Here is a 17,177-nt window from a genome sequence, read left to right as displayed (position 1 = left end):
GCGATGCTTGTGTCAGGACCGGGGGAATTCCGGGACAAGGGTGTGCCACGGAATGCGTGAGTGCGGTGATCGGGGGCACAGGGACGGCATGACGACCACGCTCGGTGCCTTCGTTCTCGGCACCCCCGACCCTCCGGCGCTGGCCGACTTCTACCGCGCCCTGCTGGGCTGGGAGGAGGCCGAGCGCGATCCGGAGTGGGTCCGGCTGCGCGCTCCGGGGGAGCACCGCCCCTGCCTCAGCTTCCAGTTGGAGAGGGACCACACGCCCCCGGTGTGGCCCCAGGGTCCGGGCACCCAGCAGATGCAGGCGCACCTGGACCTGCGGGTCGACGACCTGGAGGCGGAGACCGAGCGGGCCCGCGCCCTGGGCGCGACGGTGGCGGAACACCAGCCGCAGAAGGACGTACGCGTACTGCTCGACCCGCACGGCCACCCGTTCTGCCTCTTCCTGCCGGGCGCGTGAGCGGGGCTGTGGGCGGACGGCTGGAGGGGCTCTAGGCGGACAGCGGGCTCTAGGCGGACAGCGGGGTCGCCTCGTCGTCCAGCGCCGCCGGCACATCGGGGAAGACCTCGAAGAGCCTGCGCACGCCGAGCGCCGCGAGGACGCGGTTGACGTGTGAGCCGTCCTCGGCGCCCTTGGCGGGCAGTATGAGCCGCAGCCGGCCCTGGAACGAGCGGATCAGCCGGCGCGTGGCGATCAGCACGCCGACGCCGCTGGAGTCGCAGAACAGCACTTCGGAGAGGTCGAGGACGATGCGCCTGCGGCCGTCGGCCACGGCATCGTGCACGCGCTGGCGCACCACGGGCGACGTCAGCAGGTCCATCTCGCCGGACACGCACAGCACGGCCCAGCCTGCCTGCTCGCCCACCGTCACCTTGAGCGTCACGCGTCACGCCTCTCGCTCGCCCTGCTGTCCGTCGTAGCCGTCCGTGGTTCCGGAGCGATCCGGAAGCAGTCCCTACGTTTCGTTCTGCTTCGGCTGCCCCACCCGTACCCCATGAAACACCAGGGGACGCGCGGCAATATCATCCGGTCTCCGGCAAGCAGTGCGCTTTGCCGCAAACCGAAGTGCGTTGTCAGTGGCCCCGACTACATTCGAGGGGGCGTCAGGAACACGAACCGCCGCGCGGGAAGTACGGTCGGAGAAGGCAGCACGAGAAGGCGCACGAGAAGGCAGCACGAGAAGGCAGAACAGGGCAAGCGCACGAGGGGGCCGCATGCCGAAGGACGCGCCGCGGCGCTGGGACCGCCGGATGCAGCAACGCCTCGCGCACGGCGAAGCGGCCGCACTCGGAGAGCTCTACGACACGTTCGCCTCGCTCGTGCACAACCTCGCCCACCGCGTCCTCGGCGACGAGCCGGCCGCCGACCGTGTCACCCGCGAGGTCTTCACCCACGTCTGGGAGAACCCCGACGCCTACGACCCCCGCCAGGGCCCGCTGCGCTCCTGGATCGCCACGCTCACCCACCGGCAGGCCGTCCGCAGACTGCGCCAGACCGAGTCCGCCGCCCTCGCCCGCGGCGGCGAGGGCACCAGGGAGGACCTGGAGCGCAAGGTCCGCCGCGCCTCCGTGGCCGCCCGCGCGGACTACATCGTCACGGCCATGCCGACCCCGCTGCGGGCCGCCCTGGAGCTCGCGTACTTCCAGCGCCGCGACTACCGCCAGACCGCCGCCGACCTCGGCGTCACCGAGGACGAGGCCCGCCGCAGGCTCCGCCTCGGACTGCAGCTGCTCTCCACGGCCAACGACGCCGCCGCCGACCCGTCCGCCGACCCACGCCGGAGCGCCCGCCGCGGCGCCTCGCCCGGCCCCGGGACCGCGCTGTGACCGGCGCCGACCGCCCCGAACCGCACGACGAGCCGGACCGCACGGGCGGTACGGACGGTTCCGGTGGCTTCGGCGGCGGGGCATACGGGAGCGGTGCCGGGCCGCGCATACCGATGCCGCGCGCCTCCGTCGAGGACACCGGCCTGCCCCTGCCCGGTCTGCCCGTGCCCGGCCAGCCCATGCCCGGTCCGGCCGTACCCGGCCCGCCCCCGGAAGCCGCGCCCGCCGCCCCGCCGCTCGTCCTCGACCATGCCGTCCTGAAGTCCCTCCTCGGCGCGTGGGCGCTCTCCGCCTGCTCCGCGGAGGAGGCCCTCGCCGTCGAGGAGCACCTGGGCGACTGCGGCCCCTGCGCCGAGGAGGCGCTGCGGCTGCGCGACGCCGTCGGCCTGCTGCGTCCCGAGGAGAGCCTCGACCTCGACCCGGGCCTGCGCACCCGCGTCCTGGAGAGCTGCCTCGGCCGCCGCCCGCCCCGCATCCCGGTGCCGGAGTGGGCCGTTCCGTACGACGCGGAGACCGCCCGCCTCGACGCCCTCCTGAAGGACATCGGCGACGCGGAGTGGCACGCCCCGGTGCGGCTGCGCTGGTTCGACGACGAAGGGCCGGTCAGCAGGAAGACCACCGTCGCCGGGGTCATCGCGCACCTCATCGCCGTCGACGGCATGGTCGGGCTCGCCCTCGGCCTCGACGACCCGCTCGGCGCCGAGGTCAGGGTCCCGCGCGACCCCGACCACCGCACGGAGGCGTACTGGCGCGCCTCGTACTTCCCGCCCACCCGCGCGGTGCGCACCCCCTGGCGCGAGCAGACGCACGAACTGATCCGCACCGTGTCGTTCGCCGGCGACGGCTCGGGCCGCCTCCCGGTGCCGTACGGGCCGGTGCCCGCCCCCGGTGACGGCGCGGGGCCCGAGGCGCGGGCGGTCGAACTGCCGCTGCGCGACGCGATGACGGACCGCGCCTTCGAGTGCTGGATCCACGCGGGCGACATCGCCGACGCCGTCGACTATCCGTACGCGCCGCCCGCGCCCCGGCACCTCCACCACATGATCGACCTCGCCGCGCGCCTGCTGCCGGGGACGCTCGCCGGGCGGCGCCGCTCCGGGCTCGCCACGCCCTCCCGCGGCCTGGTCGCGGCGGGCGCGCCGGGCCGCAGCCTGCGTCTGGAGATCGAGGGGCACGGCGGCGGCGAGTGGCTGATCCCGCTCGACTCGCCCGCGGCGACCGCGTCCCGGGACCACGAGGTGGCCCATGTGGCGCTGGACGGCGTCGAGTTCTGCCGGCTCGCCGCGGGCCATGTCTCGCCGGAGGAGGCGGCCGCCGGGCAGGACGGCGACCGCGAGGCCATCCGCGACGTGCTGTTCTCGGCGGCCTCACTGAGCCGGATGTAGCCGCCCTGCCGGCACGGTTTACGCGAAGACGACCGTGCGGCGGCCGTTCAGCAGGATCCGGCGCTCCGCGTGCCACTTCACGGCCCGCGCCAGCGCCTGGCACTCCACGTCACGGCCGATCGCCACCAGCTGGTCGGGGGTGACGCCGTGGCCCACCCGCTCGACCTCCTGCTCGATGATCGGGCCCTCGTCGAGGTCGGCCGTCACGTAGTGCGCGGTCGCGCCGATCAGCTTCACACCGCGCGCGTGCGCCTGGTGGTAGGGCTTCGCGCCCTTGAAGCTCGGCAGGAAGGAGTGGTGGATGTTGATGATCCGCCCGCTGAGCGCCTTGCACAGGTCGTCCGAGAGCACCTGCATGTAGCGGGCGAGGACGACGAGCTCCACGTCCTCCTCGCGCACGATGTCCAGGAGCCTGGCCTCGGCCTCCGGCTTGTTCTCCCGGTTCACCGGAATGTGGTGGAAGGGGATGTCGTACGAGGCGACGAGCTCGGCGAAGTCCGTGTGGTTGGAGACGACCGCGGCGATCTCCACCGGCAGCGCGCCGATCCGGGAGCGGAACAGCAGGTCGTTCAGGCAGTGCCCGAACTTGGACACCAGCAGGACGACCCGCATCCTGTCCTCGGCGCGGTGGATCTGCCAGTCCATGTGGAAGGAGTCGCCGATCGCGGCGAAGCTCGCCCGCAGCTTCTCGACGGTCACCGGGGACTCGGCCGAGAAGTGGACGCGCATGAAGAACAGTCCGGTGTCGTGGTCGCCGAACTGCTGACTGTCCTCGATGTTGCAGCCGGTCATGAAGAGGTAGCTCGACACGGCGTGCACGATGCCCTGCTTGTCGGGGCAGGAGAGGGTGAGGACGTACTGCTCAGCGGGGGCGGCGGCGGTGGACTGCTCGTTCATGGAGCCTAGGTTCCCACACGTGACAGCCGCCGTGCGCGGGCCTTCCGCGCGGCGGACTCAGGCCGAGCGGGTCAGGATCCGCAGCACTTCGAGGGTCTTCGGCTCCACGTCCGGGTCCTCCCCGTCGCCCGCCGCGAGGCGTACGTGCGCGTCGCGCGCGGCGCGGACCGCCTCGGGCCACCCCGGGTGCTCCAGATAGACGGAGACCAGCGCGTCCGGCCCCACCTCGTGCATGATCCGCAGGACCCGCAGCACGGCCGTGTCGACGAGGGCCGCCTCCTGGGAGTCGCGGAAGATGGTCCCCACGTACTTCTCCGCGGACCAGTTGTCGAGCCAGGTGTCCTCGACGAGCCGGTACACGGCGTCGGTCACGTCCCCGTACTCCTCGCGCCCCGCGAGCCAGCACTCCCGCTGGAAGGCGGGGTCGGAGAGCATGTGCAGCGCCGAGCGCACGTTGCTGCGCCAGCGCCACCACGGCATGTCGTTGGTCGGCATGCCCCCCATGGTGCTGGAGCGACGGCCGCGACGGGAAGTGTTCTCCGAACCTTGCACGGTCATGGATCGTACGTTCCCACCCCGGGCGCGCGAACCGGGCCCCGCCCGTTCACCTTCCTGTCACTTTCCGTTGAGGGCGAGTCACTCCACGGTTGGCCGCGCAACGGCATCGTGCAGGGACATGACCGGCCGGCGACGCACCTTCCTCCCCCGCCCCACCCGCACCGCTCTGCTCTCCGCGGCCGCCGTGGCGGCGTGTACGTCCCTGATATCCGGTTGCGGGGTCATCCCTGGCACCACGGGGGGTTCCAGGGACGACCCCATCACCGTCATGACCTGGGCGCCCGAGAAGACCAAGGCCACCAACAAGCCCGGCATGCCCGCCATGGCGCAGGCCTACGCCCGCTGGGTCAACGCGCACGGCGGCCTCGACGGCCACGAGCTGAAGGTCCTCACCTGCAACGACCACAACGACACGGTCGGCGCCGCCGCCTGCGCACGGGAGGCGGTCGACAACGACGTGGCGGCGGTCGTCGGCGCGTACAGCCAGCACGGCAGCTCCTTCCTCGCCCCGCTGGAGGGCGCCGGCATCCCCTACATCGGCGGCTACGGCATCACCGACGACGAGTTCAGCAGCCCGCTCTCCTACCCCGTCAACGGCGGCGAGCCCGCCCTCCTCGCGGGCAACGGCCGCCAGCTCGCCGCCCGCTGCGACCGCGTCTCCCTGGTCCGCCCCGACACCCTCGCCGGCGACGAGCTGCCCAAGCTCCTCAACCAGGGCCTCGCCGACGGCCACCACCGCCCCGTCGCCGACATCCGCGCCCCCGAGGACGGCACCGACCTCACCCCGCAGGCCGAGCAGGCGCTGAAGTCCGCCGGCACCCCGAAGGGCTGTGTGACGGCGGCGCTCGGCGCGCGCACGGACACCTTCTACGACTCCTTCCGCCGCACCAGGGACGACTATCCGCCGGTCCGCATCTCCTCGGTGCTCGGCAGCGTCGACCAGTCCCTCGTCGACCGCACCGGCGGCGCGAGCGGCCCGTACGAGGGCGCGTACGTCACCGGCTGGTACCCGGCGACGACCGACGCCCGGTGGGACCGGATGCGCGACGTCATCCGCGAGCACGCGTTCGGCGACAACCGGGTCGACCCGGCCGACGCGGGCGTGCAGACGACGTGGATTGCGTACACCGTCCTGAAGCAGGTCGTCGAGTCGCTCGACGGCGGCGAGGTGTCCTCGCGCACCCTGCGCCGCGCCCTGGACGGCGGCCTGCGGGTCGGCACGGGCGGCCTCACGCCCAGGCTGAGCTGGCGGTTCGAGGACCTGCTCGCGGCCAGCGAGTTCCCGCGCCTGATCAACTCGGCCGTCACCTTCCAGGTGGTGCGGGACGGCCGCCTCGTCCCGGCCCGCGAGGGGTTCGTGAACGTGCAGAAGACGCTGGAGCAGACGGTCTAGCCGCCGCTCCTCCCCGGGCTCGGGCCCGGGCGGGACCCGGTCAGAGCTGGGTCCTGTTGCGCTCCGTCAGCTCGTACTTGCGGGCGATCGCGTTCCAGTGGCCGCTGGCCTGCTGCTTGGCGGTCGTCGCGGTGTTGCTCTCGCGGTTGCCCGCGGCGGCCTGCGGGGTGTTGCGGGCACGCCCCTTGTGGCAGCCCTTCTTGCCCGCCACCTGGTCCGCCCACGCCGCGTAATGGTTGTCGGCCGCGGCCGACGCCTTCCACGCCTTGTTGAGGGCGGCGGTCAGCTGGTCGTTGGCCGGGAGCTTGTCGACCTTCAGCGCGGCGAGCCGGGTGACCAGTCCACCCCGCTGCTTGGCCGCACCGCGCAGGTCCTTCGCGGCCTGGCCGAGGTTCTGGCACTTGCCCACGTTGCGTACGGAGGCGATGACCGTGTCACGGCTGTTGTTGCTGTCGGCCAGGAGCCGGTCGAGGGCGACGGCCTGCGCCTTGGCCGGGTCGGCGGCGGGCGAGGGCCGCTCGTCGGGGTCCGCGGACGCGGAGACCGCCTTGTCGTCGCCCTTCGCCTCGTCGTCGTCCCCGCCGCCCGAGCTGAGCAGCGCGCCCGCGCCGATGCCGAGCACCGCGATGCCCACGCCCGCGGCGGCGATCAACGGCACCTTGGAGCCGGTGCGGCCGGTGCGGGCACCGCGCCGGGGCCCGCCCCGGCCGCCGCCCGCGGGCTCGGGGGCGGGCACGCCGCCCGGCGCCTGGACGCGGGGCATCTGCTGCGTGGAGGCGGGGCCTTCGGACTCCGGCTCGGTACGGAAGAGACTGTCGAACTCGGCGGGCGGCTGCCGGTCGCCGGGCGCGCCCGGGCGGATCCCGTAGGGGGCACCGGACGGCTCGGGCGGCGCGCCGTGGCCGGTGGGGGCGGGGGCGGCGGCGCCGGGGATGGGCGCGATGAACTGGGTGGGCTCGCTGTCGGATGCGGCGCCGGGGGCGGTACCGCCGGGCATGGCGCCAGGCAGCGGGCCGGGGGCGGCGCCGAGGGCGGGGCCCGACGCGGGGGTGCGGCCCAGGAACTGTGTGGCGTCGGCGGCGGGAGCGGGGGCGGTGGGAGCCTCGGGCGGCAGGGCGCCGGGTCCCACCGGGGGTATGTACTGCGTGGCCCCCTCGTCGCCGCCCGGGCTCGCGGGCACGGGGGCGATGTACTGGGTGGCCTCGCTGTCCGGGGACGCTCCCGGCGCGGCGACGGGCGGCAGCGGCATGCTCGCCGGGCGCGTGACCGAGGGCGTGGCCGAGGGCGTGGCCGAGGGCAGCTGTGCCTGTGGCTCCGAGGCCGCGGGGGGCAGCGGCTGGGCGCCGCGGCCGCCGGGCAGGGGCTGTCCGGCCGGTGGCGCGGCGTGCGCGCCCGGTCTCGCGGGCGGCGCGGCGTGGGCGCCATGGCCTTGCTGCGGCGCAGCGTGGGCGCCGTGCGCCTGGTGCGCCCCGTACGCGCCCTCGCCCTGCGGGGTGCGGTCGCCCTGCGGGGTGCGGTCGCCCTGCGGGGTGCGGTCGCCCTGCGGGGTGCCGTACGGGTCGGTGCCGTACGAGCCGGTGGGCTGGGCCCCGTAGGAGGGGTCGTTCCGGGCCGGGTACGGGGACGGGTCCTGCTGGCCGTGGCGCCCGGTGGGGGCGGGTTGGCCGGGGTAGGCCTGCGGTTCCGGCTGGCCCGCCTGGGCCGCGTATCCCTGCGGGGCCTGCTCGCCGTACGGGTTCGGCCGGCCCTGCTGAGCCCCGTATCCGTAACCCTGCGGGTCCTGGTACCCCGCGCCGTAGCCCGGCTGCTGAGGGGCGCCGTACCCCTGGCCCCCGTAGCTCTCGCCGCCGTAACCCTGCTGCGTGCCGTACTGGCCGGACGCGTACGGGCCCGCGGGCTGGGTCGTCGTGCCCTCCGGGGGGAGGGGCTGGGCCGTGGGCTGGTGGACCGGCGTGCCCCACTCCTGGCCCTGGCCGGGCGGCGGGCCCGCCGTCTCGGGCCCCCAGGGCTGCCCCCACGGGTCGCCGCCCGCCGGGGCGCTGTGCCGGCCCGCGGCGTCGGGGAAGAGCGGCTCACTGCCGTCCGCGGGCAGCACGACGCCCTCGTGGGCGGGCCGGGCCGCGGGCTGCTGCGGATCGGAGGAAGCAGCGCCCTGACCGCTCTGCTGCGTCACCGGGACTCCTACATATGGGGGACCTACGGAACCGTCGGGTCACGCTACCGGGTCGCCACATCCCTCTGCCACGCAGCTCGGATCACCGCCCTCCGCGTTTGGGCGGAAGTAACAAAACCTTCCGCCCAAACGCTGTTCCGGGGTGCGTTCACGCGCTCCTCACGCCGCCTGGACGTCGACCCGCGCCCCGAACTCCCGTACCACCGGCTCGTCCCGGTACGGCTCCAGGCGGTCCTGGAGGTCCTCCAGGTACTCCGCGCCGCGGTTGGAGCGCAGCGTGCCGAGCAGCTCGACGGCCTTCATGCCGGTGTGGCAGGCCTGTTCCACCTCGCGCCGCTGCACCTGCGCCGTGGCCAGCAGGACCAGGCCGATCGCCCGGCGCCGCGCCCGCGTCTCGGGGTGCCCGTCGAGGGACTCCTGGGCGCTGCGGGCCGCCGCCTCCGCCTGGCCCAAGTCCCGGTGACAATGCGCCATTTCATCGGCCAGATACGCGTGGTCGAAGTGCCGGATCCACACCGGGTCGTCACCGGATTCGCCCTCGCCGGACGCCCGGTCCATCGCCTCCACCGCGCGGCCCGCCACGACCTGCGTGGCCCGCGCGTCACCGAGCAGCGCGTGCCCGCGCGCCTCGGCGGCGTAGAACATCGCCTGCGCGCGGGGCGTGACCCTGCCGCGGGTGCCCTCCTGCGCCGCCCGCGCCAACTGCGCGATCTCGCGCGGGTTCCCGAGCTGCGCCGCGAGGTGGCTCATGGACGCGGCCAGCACATACCCGCCGTATCCCCGGTCGCCCGCCGCCTGGGCCAGCCGGAGCGCCTGGATGTAGTAGCGCTGGGCGAGGCCCGGCTGCCCCGTGTCGACCGCCATGTACCCGGCGAGTTCCGTCAACCGCGCGACGGCGGCGAAGAGTTCACGCCCCACCGCCTCCCGGTAGGAGCCCGCGAGCAGCCCGGAGACCACGGAGTTGAGGTAGTGCACGACGACCGGCCGCACATGGCCGCTGCCGAACTGGTGGTCCAGCTTGGTCAGCGCCTCCGTCATCGCCTTGACCGCCTCCACGTCCGACATCCCGACGCGCGGCCCCGCGCTCCTGCCGACCTGCGAGTCCGGCGAGGAGATCAGCCAGTCGCGGCTTGGCTCCACGAGCGCGGAGGCCGCCACGGACGAGCCGGAGAGGAAGTCGCGGCGGCCCACGTCGCTGCGCCACAGCTCGCAGACCTGCTCGATGGCGCCGAGGACGGTCGGCGAGAACTGCAGGCCCACGCCCGAGGCGAGGTTCTTGCCGTTCGCCATGCCGATCTCGTCGATCGTGACGGTCCGGCCCAGCTTGCGGCCGAGCGCCTCCGCGATGATGCCGGGCGCCCGCCCGCGCGGCTGCTGCCCGCGCAGCCAACGGGCCACCGACGTCTTGTCGTAGCGCAGATCGAGACCGTGCTCCGCGCCGCACATGTTGACCCTGCGGGCCAGCCCGGCGTTGGAACAGCCGGCTTCCTGGATGAGCGCCTGCAGCCTTTCGTTGGGCTGTCGCGCGACGAGCGGCCTTGCGGCCATGGCGTAACCCCCTGAGTGCACCGTGGACCATCGGAACCGGACGGCCGCGGTGGACCGCCACACGATGATCAATGCCCTTGAGGCAAGGCGAAGATGCGCCACAGAAGAAGCAAAAGAAGCCATGAAGTACTACAAGTGCCGATCTGTACGGACCTGTCGGTCCCCGGGCTTCCTCCGAGGCGTCCTCTGCTTGCCCGTGACCTGGCTACCCGCACCCGGCAGCCAATCCCCCTGCGCGCCCCCACCCATGCACCCATGCGCCCCAAGCGCAGGATCGATGCTCCTCCCCCGCCCACGCGTGCGCCCGTATCCCGACCCCTGTCCCGACCCGCGTCCCGACCCGTAACCCGAGGTGGCACCGGGAGTTGAGAACTGCGTGGAAGAGACCATCGGAGTCACGTCAGCCGCGCAGATCCCGAAGCAGCGCGGAGAAGGCTTGCCGGACACGGCCGTCCGGTACGCGGAGGAGCGGCACTGGGACGTGTTCCCCGGCACCTGGCTCGAGTCGGTCGACGGCGTCGAGCGGTGCTCGTGCGGGGAGACCGCGTGCGACGCGCCCGGCGCGCACGCCGCCAGGGAGGACTGGGCGACCCAGGCCACCGGCAGCGCGACCGTGGCCCGCAGGCTCTGGCAGAAGCAGCCGACCGCCTCGATCCTGCTCCCCACCGGACGCACCTTCGACGCCATCGACGTGCCCGAGACCGCCGGATTCCTCGCGCTCGCCCGCATGGAGCGCATGGAGCTCACGCTCGGCCCCGTGACGTGCACCCCCGACCGCCGCATGCAGTTCTTCGTGCTCCCCGGCGCCGCCGCCAAGGTGCCCGACCTCGTGCGCACGCTGGGCTGGCCGCCCGCCGCCATCGACCTGGTCTGCCACGGCGAGGGCGCCTACGTCGCCGCACCCCCCACCCGCTACGGCGCCACCGGCTCCGTCCAGTGGGCCTGCCGCCCCACCGCCGCCAACCGGTGGCTGCCGGACGCCGAGGAGATCATGTCGCCGCTGGCGTACGCGTGCGGCAGGGAAGCGCGCCGCTGACCCTCTGACCCACTGACCCGCTGACCCGCTGACCCGCTGACCACGGACCGGACCGCCGCCGACGTATCGTGCGGGCACGGCGGAAGCGGCGAAGGGCGGCAAAGGTGACCGAAGCGACGGCGGTACGGATCCAGGGGCTCTGGAAGCGGTTCGGCGAACAGATCGCGGTGGCGGGCATCGATCTGAGCCTGCCCGCGGGCCAGTTCATCGGCCTCGTCGGCCCCAACGGCGCCGGCAAGACCACCACCCTCTCCATGGTCACCGGCCTGCTCAGGCCCGACCACGGCACCGTCGAGGTGGTCGGGCACGACGTGTGGCGCGACCCCGTCGAGGTCAAGGCCCGCATCGGCGTCCTGCCCGAGGGCCTGCGCCTCTTCGAACGGCTCTCCGGCCGCGAACTCCTCGCGTACACCGGCCGGCTGCGCGGCCTGCCCGGCGCCGAGGTCGACAAGCGCGCCTCCCAGCTCCTCGACGTGCTCGACCTCGCGGGCGCCCAGCACAAACTCGTCGTCGACTACTCGACCGGCATGCGCAAGAAGATCGGGCTCGCCGCGGCGCTGCTCCACAACCCCGAAGTCCTCTTCCTCGACGAGCCGTTCGAGGGCGTCGACCCCGTCTCCGCGCAGACCATCCGCGGCGTCCTTGAGCGCTACACCGCCTCCGGCGCCACCGTCGTCTTCTCCTCCCACGTCATGGAGCTCGTCGAGTCGCTCTGCGACTGGGTCGCCGTCATGGCCGCGGGCCGCATCCGCGCCCACGGCACCCTCGCCGAGGTGCGGGGCGCGGCGCCCTCGCTGCAGCAGGCGTTCCTCGAACTCGTGGGGGCCGGGGGCCGCGACACGGGCTCCGACCTCGACTGGCTGGGCGGCTCCGGTGCGGGTGACGGCGTGGGCGGCGGCCTGGGTGGCGGCCTGGGCGGTGGCAGCCGGTGACCGCGCCCCGCCCCGCAAGCGCCACCGCCGCTCCCCGCACCGGAGGCACCCACCCGGCGATCACCCCGGTCTTCGTCCGTCTGAAGCTGTCCCTGCTGCGCAACGGCCTGCGCCAGTCCGCGGGCCGCCGCGCCGCCTACCTCGCGTCCGTCGTCGCCGCGCTCCTCGTCGCCGCGCTCCAGCTCCTCGGCCTCGTCGCGCTGCGCGGCAACGCCCACGCCGCCACCGTGTGCGTCCTGCTCGCCGCGGTGCTCGCCCTCGGCTGGGCCGTCATGCCGCTGTTCTTCGCGAGCGGCGACGAGACCCTCGACCCGACGCGCCTGGTGATGCTGCCGCTGCGCCCCCGCCCCCTCGTACGGGCGCTGCTCGTCGCCTCCCTCGTCGGCATCGGCCCGCTGTTCACGCTCTGCCTCGCCGTCGGCTCGGCGATCGCCCTGGCCCACGGGGCCGCGGCGGCCGTCATCGGCGTCGTCGCGGTCGCCCTCACCGTGCTGATCTGCGTGGCGCTGGCCCGCGCGGTCGCCGCCGCCAACACCCGCCTGCTCACCAGCCGCAAGGGGCGCGACCTCGCCGTCCTGAGCGGGCTCGTCATCGCGGTCGGCGCGCAGGTCGTCAACTTCGGTGCGCAGCGGCTGGGTTCGTCCGGCCTGTCCACGCTCGACCCGGCGGCGGACGTCGTCCGCTGGATCCCGCCGGCCGCGGCGCTCGGTGCGGTGGACTCGGTGAGCGACGGCGCGTACGCCACCGGCGCGGCACAACTCGCCGTCGCCGCCGCCGCCCTGGCCGCACTGCTCGCGCTCTGGCAGCGCAGCCTGACCCGCCTGATGACGGCGCCGGACGGCTCCACGCTCGCGGCGGCCGAGCCGGACAAGGGCACGTCGCGCGCCTCGGGCGTCCTCGGCGGGCTGCTCCCCGCGGGCCGCACCGGCACCGTCATGGAGCGCAGCCTGCGCTACGTCTGGCGCGACCCGAAGACCAAGGCGGCCTGGGTCACGTCCCTGGCCATCGGCCTGATCGTGCCGCTCTTCAACGCCCTGCAGGGCACCGGTTCCGGCTACTTCGCCTGCTTCGCGGCGGGCATGCTCGGGATCCTCATGTACAACCAGTTCGGCCAGGACACGTCGGCGTTCTGGATGGTGGCGACGACGATCTCCTCGACGCGCGACGCGTACGTGGAGCTGCGCGGCCGGGCCCTGGCGCTGCTGCTCATCACCGTCCCGTACGCGGTGCTGGTGACCGTCGTGACGGTGGCGGTGCTCGGCGAGTGGCCGACCCTGCCGGAGATCCTGGGCCTCTCCTTCGCGCTGCTCGGCGCGATGCTGGCCACGGGAGCGTGGTCCTCGACGCGCTTCCCGTACTCGATCCCGCAGGAGGGCTACAAGAACGTGGCCCCCGGCCAGGCCGGGCTCGCCTGGATCTCCATCTTCGGCGGCATGGTCGCGGCGGCCCTGCTGTGCGCGCCGGTCCTCGCCCTCACGATCTGGCTGCACGCGTCGGGCGCGGCCTCGTGGAGCTGGCTCCTGCTGCCGGTGGGCACGGTGTACGGGGCGGTGATCACGGAACTGGGCCTCCACCTGGCGGCCCCGCGCCTGGCGGGCCGACTGCCGGAGATCCTCACGGCGGTGAGCAGAGGCTGACAGCCCTCAAGAGCCCTGAAGGGCCCTGAACGCAGACGACCCGCGAGCCGTGGTTCCTGCCGCACCGGACACATCCGGGCGAAGGAAGCCGGCCGGACGTACCGGCGGCTCGCGGGTCGGGTGACTGCTTTGGGATTGGGCCGGCTGCACGCTCGTCTCACGTGCTGGTCCGGCACCGCACTGGGTGTGGTGGCAGGCCGCTAGCCCGCAGCCACCTCTCGCGTCCGCAATGAAATCACTGCCGGATCACCTCCTTTCTTCGAGTGATGAACACCCTAGGAAGCAACCCCGAGACGCTCAACCGGTTTTTTCGCTGCCGGAGGCTGTGCTTTCCCTTCGCATGCCGTACGCGTATCCGTCCCCTCGCTGCAGGAGACGCAGGTGCGCATGGGAGACGTTGATCCGGCCCGCAGGGGTGAGGAGGCTGTGCTGCCCCCTTGCACGCACGGCCACGCGGCCCTGGTGAACGCCCGCCCACTTCCCTGAGGGGATCGTGGCGCAAACGGTGTCTCCTGTGACGAAGCCGAAGTGTTCTTTCGTGCGGGACCGCAGAAGACGGGGGAAGCCGAAGCGGTCCGAAGTGGTGCGGGCGTAGGAGCCGCGTCCGACGGCCTTCACCACGAGGGTCCGTGCGGGCACCCGGGCCAGCACGTCCCCCCCGCTCGTGGTTCAAGGCACCGACGCAGAGGGCGTCGAGCGTGTGCGACTTCTCCAGCCCCATCGCGATGCGGGTGGCTGCCGTCTCGCGTCCGGGCCACGTCAGGACCGGCGACCCCAGAGTGCGAAGCACGCAGACGAGCCGCGCGGTGACGGAGTTCATGACTGCCGCGTCCCGCAGGGGAGGGCTTGTCTGTTCCCGGATCCGTGCTAGTCGCTCGGGCTCGTCACCGAGGTACTCACCGACGCGACGGCTGCCCTTCCTGCGGTTGCAGGCGCCGCAGGAAGGGACCAGGTTGGCGACCCTCCCGGTCCCGTTCCGGCCGCGGGGATGAATGTGATCGAGGTTCAACGCAACGTCGGTGGCTCCGCAGTAGACGCAGGACTTGCCCCATCGTGCGTAGAGGTAGGTGCGGGCATCGGTGCCTGTGAGAGGACCAAGCTGATGCTCGGCCCCCCGGAGCTGTCTGCCGACGCTCAGGGAGTGAGTGTCGAACCGCGCCGTCTCTACGTGGATCTCCGTGATGGGCGCATGGCGAAAGAGGCGGCGGGCCATGGAGTGGGTGGTGTCCACCCGGTGCTGGAGCGACGGGGCGAGCCACCCATCGGGGCGGCGTCTGTTTTCCGATCTTGGCGCCCGGTAGCGGCAGTTGGCGGATCTCCTCCGGTGCCGGTACCCCCTGCGCCGCGTCAAGCCGTGCTGGATCTGGTCGCCCCGGTGCCGGACCTCCCACGAAACAAGACCTCGCCGCACGGTGACCTCCCGCCCGGCTCCGTCGAGCTCCCGCTTCTCGTCGGTCAGCGCGATGCCGGTCCCCTTCGATCCAGGATCGATGCGCAGCTGCACACCCTCGACTTCCGCTTCCTCGTACGTTCGGTCCTTCAGCCGGATCACGAAGGGCACTTGCCGGACGACGACCGCACGGCCCTTGGCGAGGAGCTCACGGGCACGGGCAGGATGACAGGGCATCAAGGGCTTTCCGTCCGTGGCGAGCACGAAGACCCTGCTCGCCGCTATGCCTCCTTGGTAGGTCTGGGTCGGTGTGGGAGCGTCACCGCTCCCGGTCTCTGCCGTTCCCGCCGCTCCAGCGGCAGGGCCGGCGTGACGCCGACGGGCCTCGGTGCCCGGCCCCTCGGTCTCCCCTCGCCCAAGTTCCCTGCCGGTGCCCCGCGCCGTGGCGGGGTGCCCGCGAGCCGTTTCGTCCCTGCTCCTGGGGGTGTCTGCTCTCACGGGTTCCAGTGCCGGGCGCTGAGGAAGCACACCCGGGTGGGTCGGCTCGCCCACAGGAAACGTAGCCATCGAATCGCACCTCTTTGACCTCGCGGTCGTGACGACTTGGGCTGGCCACCCGGCCCGTCCACTACGTGACCGGACCCCGGCCGTGCGGCCGAGGAGCGAGCGGCCTCCCTTCTCGTGTGCCACCGACGCTAACGACCACTTCGCACCGGCGCTGCCGTTTTCGGGCCTGGACCATCGATCGAGTGCACAACGATTTCTCACCGACTTCCGGGAACTACCTGTGGGGTGGGTCACGTTCCAGTTGAATGATCTGACCTGCGATACAGGGAGATCGCGCAGCGTAGGGGGTTCCAGGTGAGTGCTTCGCGGCAGAGCGGAACTACTGACGAACTGGGTCCTGAAGAACCCGAGCCCGGCGGGGCCGAGTTGCTCGCGGCGCTGTTGGACGGGATGGACGCCGCGTTGTGCGCGTTCGACGCCGACGGTGTGGTGACGCACTGGAACCGCGAGGCGGAGCGGATCCTCGGGTGGTCGGCGGCGGAGGCCGTCGGGCGGCGGGGGTTCACCGGGTGGGCGGTGCGGGCCGCGGACGCCGGGGACGTCGAGGGGCGGCTGATGGCCGCGATGGACGCGCCGGGGCGGCAGGTGCACGAGTTCGCGCTGGTGACCAAGGACGGCGGGCGGGTGCTCGTACGGATGCAGTCGGCGGCCGTGCGGGGTGGTGACGGCAAGACCGCGGGGATGTACTGCGCCTTCAGCGAGGTCCACGCCCAGATCGACCTGGAGCGGTCCATCGCCCTGAGCGAGGCGCTCTTCGAGAACGCCTCGTGGGGCGTGGTGCTGGTCGACGCGGACCTGCGCCCCGCCGTGGTCAACGAACACGCCGCCCGCGCCTTCGGCATCGGCCGCACCGCCGTCCTCGGCCGTCCGCTCGCCGATCTGCTCGGGCAGGGCGTCGAGGAGCTGGAGAGCGCGCTGACCCACGTCCTGGCCGAGGGCACGCCGCCGGCGCCGGCCGAACTGTGGGTGTCGGTACGGGCCGGGGCGGGCCAGGAGGAGCAGCCGGAGCGGCGTTGCTGGCGCAGCGGGTTCCTGCGGCTCGCGTCGCCGCTCGCGGAGGAGCCGGTGCCGTTGGGGGTGGGCTGGCTCTTCCTGGACGTGACGGAGGCGAAGCAGACCGAGCAGGTGGCCTCGCAGCTCCGCTTCCGCTCCCAGCAGCTGCATCGGGCGGCGCGGGCCACCGCGGAGTGCGAGGACCCCACGGAGGCGGCCACCGTTCAGCTGGACTTCGCGCTCGCCGGCTTCGCCGACCACGCGCTGGTGGACCTGCTCGCGGGCGAGAGCCCGGTACGGCTGGTGCGGGTCGCCGCGACGCCCGCGGGGCCGCCGGGTCCCTGCCTTCCGGTCGCGACGGCGGGCATCCCGGTCCGCTACCCCGAGGGGCATCCGGCTCCCCAGTGCGTGGAGCGCACCGGTTCGGTGCGGGCCAGCGCGGGCGTGGCGGCGTCGCCGGAGCGGATACGGGAGTGGTCGGCGGCCCGGCAGTGGCCCGAGGACTCGGTGCACGCCCTGTGCGTGGTGCTGCGCAGCCGGGGGCGGACGCTGGGCGTGGTGACGTTCTTGCGGGGGCCGGGGCGGGGGCAGTTCGACGGGGGTGACGCGGCGTACGCGGAGAGCGTGGCGTCTCGGGTGGCGGCGTCGCTCGATTTGGCGGGGGTGTTGGGGGTGGGCCGGTGAGGGTCCGCTGGGCGCGGGGCCTGAGCGAGGGCGTCCCTGTCGTCCCCCTGCGGGGGCGGGCCTAAGGGTGTGGGCCGGAGACGTTGAAGGTCACCGGGGCCGCCCGGGGTTTTGCGGAGTGTGGCGCCTCCGGGCCGCGAGTAAAGGGCGCTCC

The 17,177-nt window shown here is 73.4% G+C and carries 14 protein-coding genes; 8 read left to right on the top strand and 6 right to left on the bottom strand.

Translation table 11 applies throughout. The features are described from left to right. Window positions 1–88: 88 nt before the first annotated feature. Window positions 89–463, top strand: coding sequence for a VOC family protein (locus ACFYO9_RS21865; RefSeq protein WP_355807828.1), 375 nt, complete (start codon window positions 89–91; stop codon window positions 461–463). A 49-nt stretch (window positions 464–512) separates the two neighbouring features. On the opposite strand, the gene ACFYO9_RS21860 is transcribed toward ACFYO9_RS21865, so the two are convergent. After that, window positions 513–887 (bottom strand): STAS domain-containing protein, encoded by a 375-nt coding sequence (locus ACFYO9_RS21860; protein ID WP_358775049.1) that lies wholly within the window; start codon window positions 885–887, stop codon window positions 513–515. Window positions 888–1,218: 331 nt separating this feature from the next. On the opposite strand from ACFYO9_RS21860, the gene ACFYO9_RS21855 reads away from it, so the two are divergent. Together ACFYO9_RS21855 and ACFYO9_RS21850 are read left to right on the top strand one after the other, a co-directional pair. After that, entirely contained in the window at window positions 1,219–1,830 is a 612-nt protein-coding gene (locus ACFYO9_RS21855; protein WP_358775051.1) for a sigma-70 family RNA polymerase sigma factor, read from the top strand. Next, the gene (locus ACFYO9_RS21850) at window positions 1,827–3,215 is read left to right on the top strand and encodes a zf-HC2 domain-containing protein (protein WP_358775053.1); all 1,389 of its coding nucleotides are present in this window, start codon (window positions 1,827–1,829) and stop codon (window positions 3,213–3,215) included. Before ACFYO9_RS21855 ends, ACFYO9_RS21850 begins: the two co-directional genes overlap by 4 nt. A gap of 18 nt (window positions 3,216–3,233) precedes the next feature. Here the strand turns inward: ACFYO9_RS21850 and purU are convergent, their stop codons facing one another. Continuing rightward, a complete protein-coding gene (purU, locus tag ACFYO9_RS21845) occupies window positions 3,234–4,112 on the bottom strand; it encodes a formyltetrahydrofolate deformylase (protein ID WP_355807835.1) in 879 nt (292 codons plus the stop codon). Between the two features lie 57 nt (window positions 4,113–4,169). Further along, window positions 4,170–4,670 (bottom strand): hypothetical protein, encoded by a 501-nt coding sequence (locus ACFYO9_RS21840; protein ID WP_358775055.1) that lies wholly within the window; start codon window positions 4,668–4,670, stop codon window positions 4,170–4,172. Between the two features lie 118 nt (window positions 4,671–4,788). Between ACFYO9_RS21840 and ACFYO9_RS21835 the strand changes: the two genes are divergently transcribed. Continuing rightward, entirely contained in the window at window positions 4,789–6,063 is a 1,275-nt protein-coding gene (locus ACFYO9_RS21835; RefSeq protein ID WP_358775056.1) for an ABC transporter substrate-binding protein, read from the top strand. A 40-nt stretch (window positions 6,064–6,103) separates the two neighbouring features. On the opposite strand, the gene ACFYO9_RS21830 is transcribed toward ACFYO9_RS21835, so the two are convergent. Together ACFYO9_RS21830 and ACFYO9_RS21825 are read right to left on the bottom strand one after the other, a co-directional pair. Next, on the bottom strand, window positions 6,104–8,236 hold the full coding sequence (locus tag ACFYO9_RS21830) for a hypothetical protein (protein ID WP_358775058.1): 2,133 nt from the start codon (window positions 8,234–8,236) through the stop codon (window positions 6,104–6,106). Window positions 8,237–8,395: 159 nt separating this feature from the next. After that, window positions 8,396–9,784, bottom strand: a complete 1,389-nt coding sequence (locus tag ACFYO9_RS21825) for a transcriptional regulator (RefSeq protein ID WP_355807843.1) — start codon at window positions 9,782–9,784, stop codon at window positions 8,396–8,398. 376 nt (window positions 9,785–10,160) lie between these two features. Between ACFYO9_RS21825 and ACFYO9_RS21820 the strand changes: the two genes are divergently transcribed. The 3 genes from ACFYO9_RS21820 (at window position 10,161) to ACFYO9_RS21810 (ending at window position 13,389) form a co-directional block, all read left to right on the top strand. After that, window positions 10,161–10,820 (top strand): bifunctional DNA primase/polymerase, encoded by a 660-nt coding sequence (locus ACFYO9_RS21820; protein WP_358710492.1) that lies wholly within the window; start codon window positions 10,161–10,163, stop codon window positions 10,818–10,820. 104 nt (window positions 10,821–10,924) lie between these two features. After that, window positions 10,925–11,752, top strand: a complete 828-nt coding sequence (locus tag ACFYO9_RS21815; protein WP_358775060.1) for an ABC transporter ATP-binding protein — start codon at window positions 10,925–10,927, stop codon at window positions 11,750–11,752. Then, complete coding sequence (locus ACFYO9_RS21810) at window positions 11,749–13,389, top strand: transporter (protein WP_388666501.1); 1,641 nt, start codon at window positions 11,749–11,751, stop codon at window positions 13,387–13,389. The genes ACFYO9_RS21815 and ACFYO9_RS21810 overlap by 4 nt, the downstream gene beginning before the upstream one ends. Window positions 13,390–13,624: 235 nt before the next feature. Here the strand turns inward: ACFYO9_RS21810 and iscB are convergent, their stop codons facing one another. Beyond that, window positions 13,625–15,016 carry an RNA-guided endonuclease IscB gene (gene iscB / locus ACFYO9_RS21805; RefSeq protein ID WP_388666522.1) on the bottom strand — a complete coding sequence of 464 codons (1,392 nt, stop codon included), beginning with the start codon at window positions 15,014–15,016 and terminating at the stop codon, window positions 13,625–13,627. 624 nt (window positions 15,017–15,640) lie between these two features. Here iscB and ACFYO9_RS21800 point away from each other — a divergent pair. Next, entirely contained in the window at window positions 15,641–17,023 is a 1,383-nt protein-coding gene (locus tag ACFYO9_RS21800; protein ID WP_358775064.1) for a PAS domain-containing protein, read from the top strand. Window positions 17,024–17,177: the final 154 nt, after the last annotated feature.

The organism is Streptomyces sp. NPDC005863, from assembly GCF_042871345.1.
Classification (GTDB): Bacteria; Actinomycetota; Actinomycetes; order Streptomycetales; family Streptomycetaceae; genus Streptomyces.
This window is presented reverse-complemented; position numbering and strand designations above follow the sequence as displayed.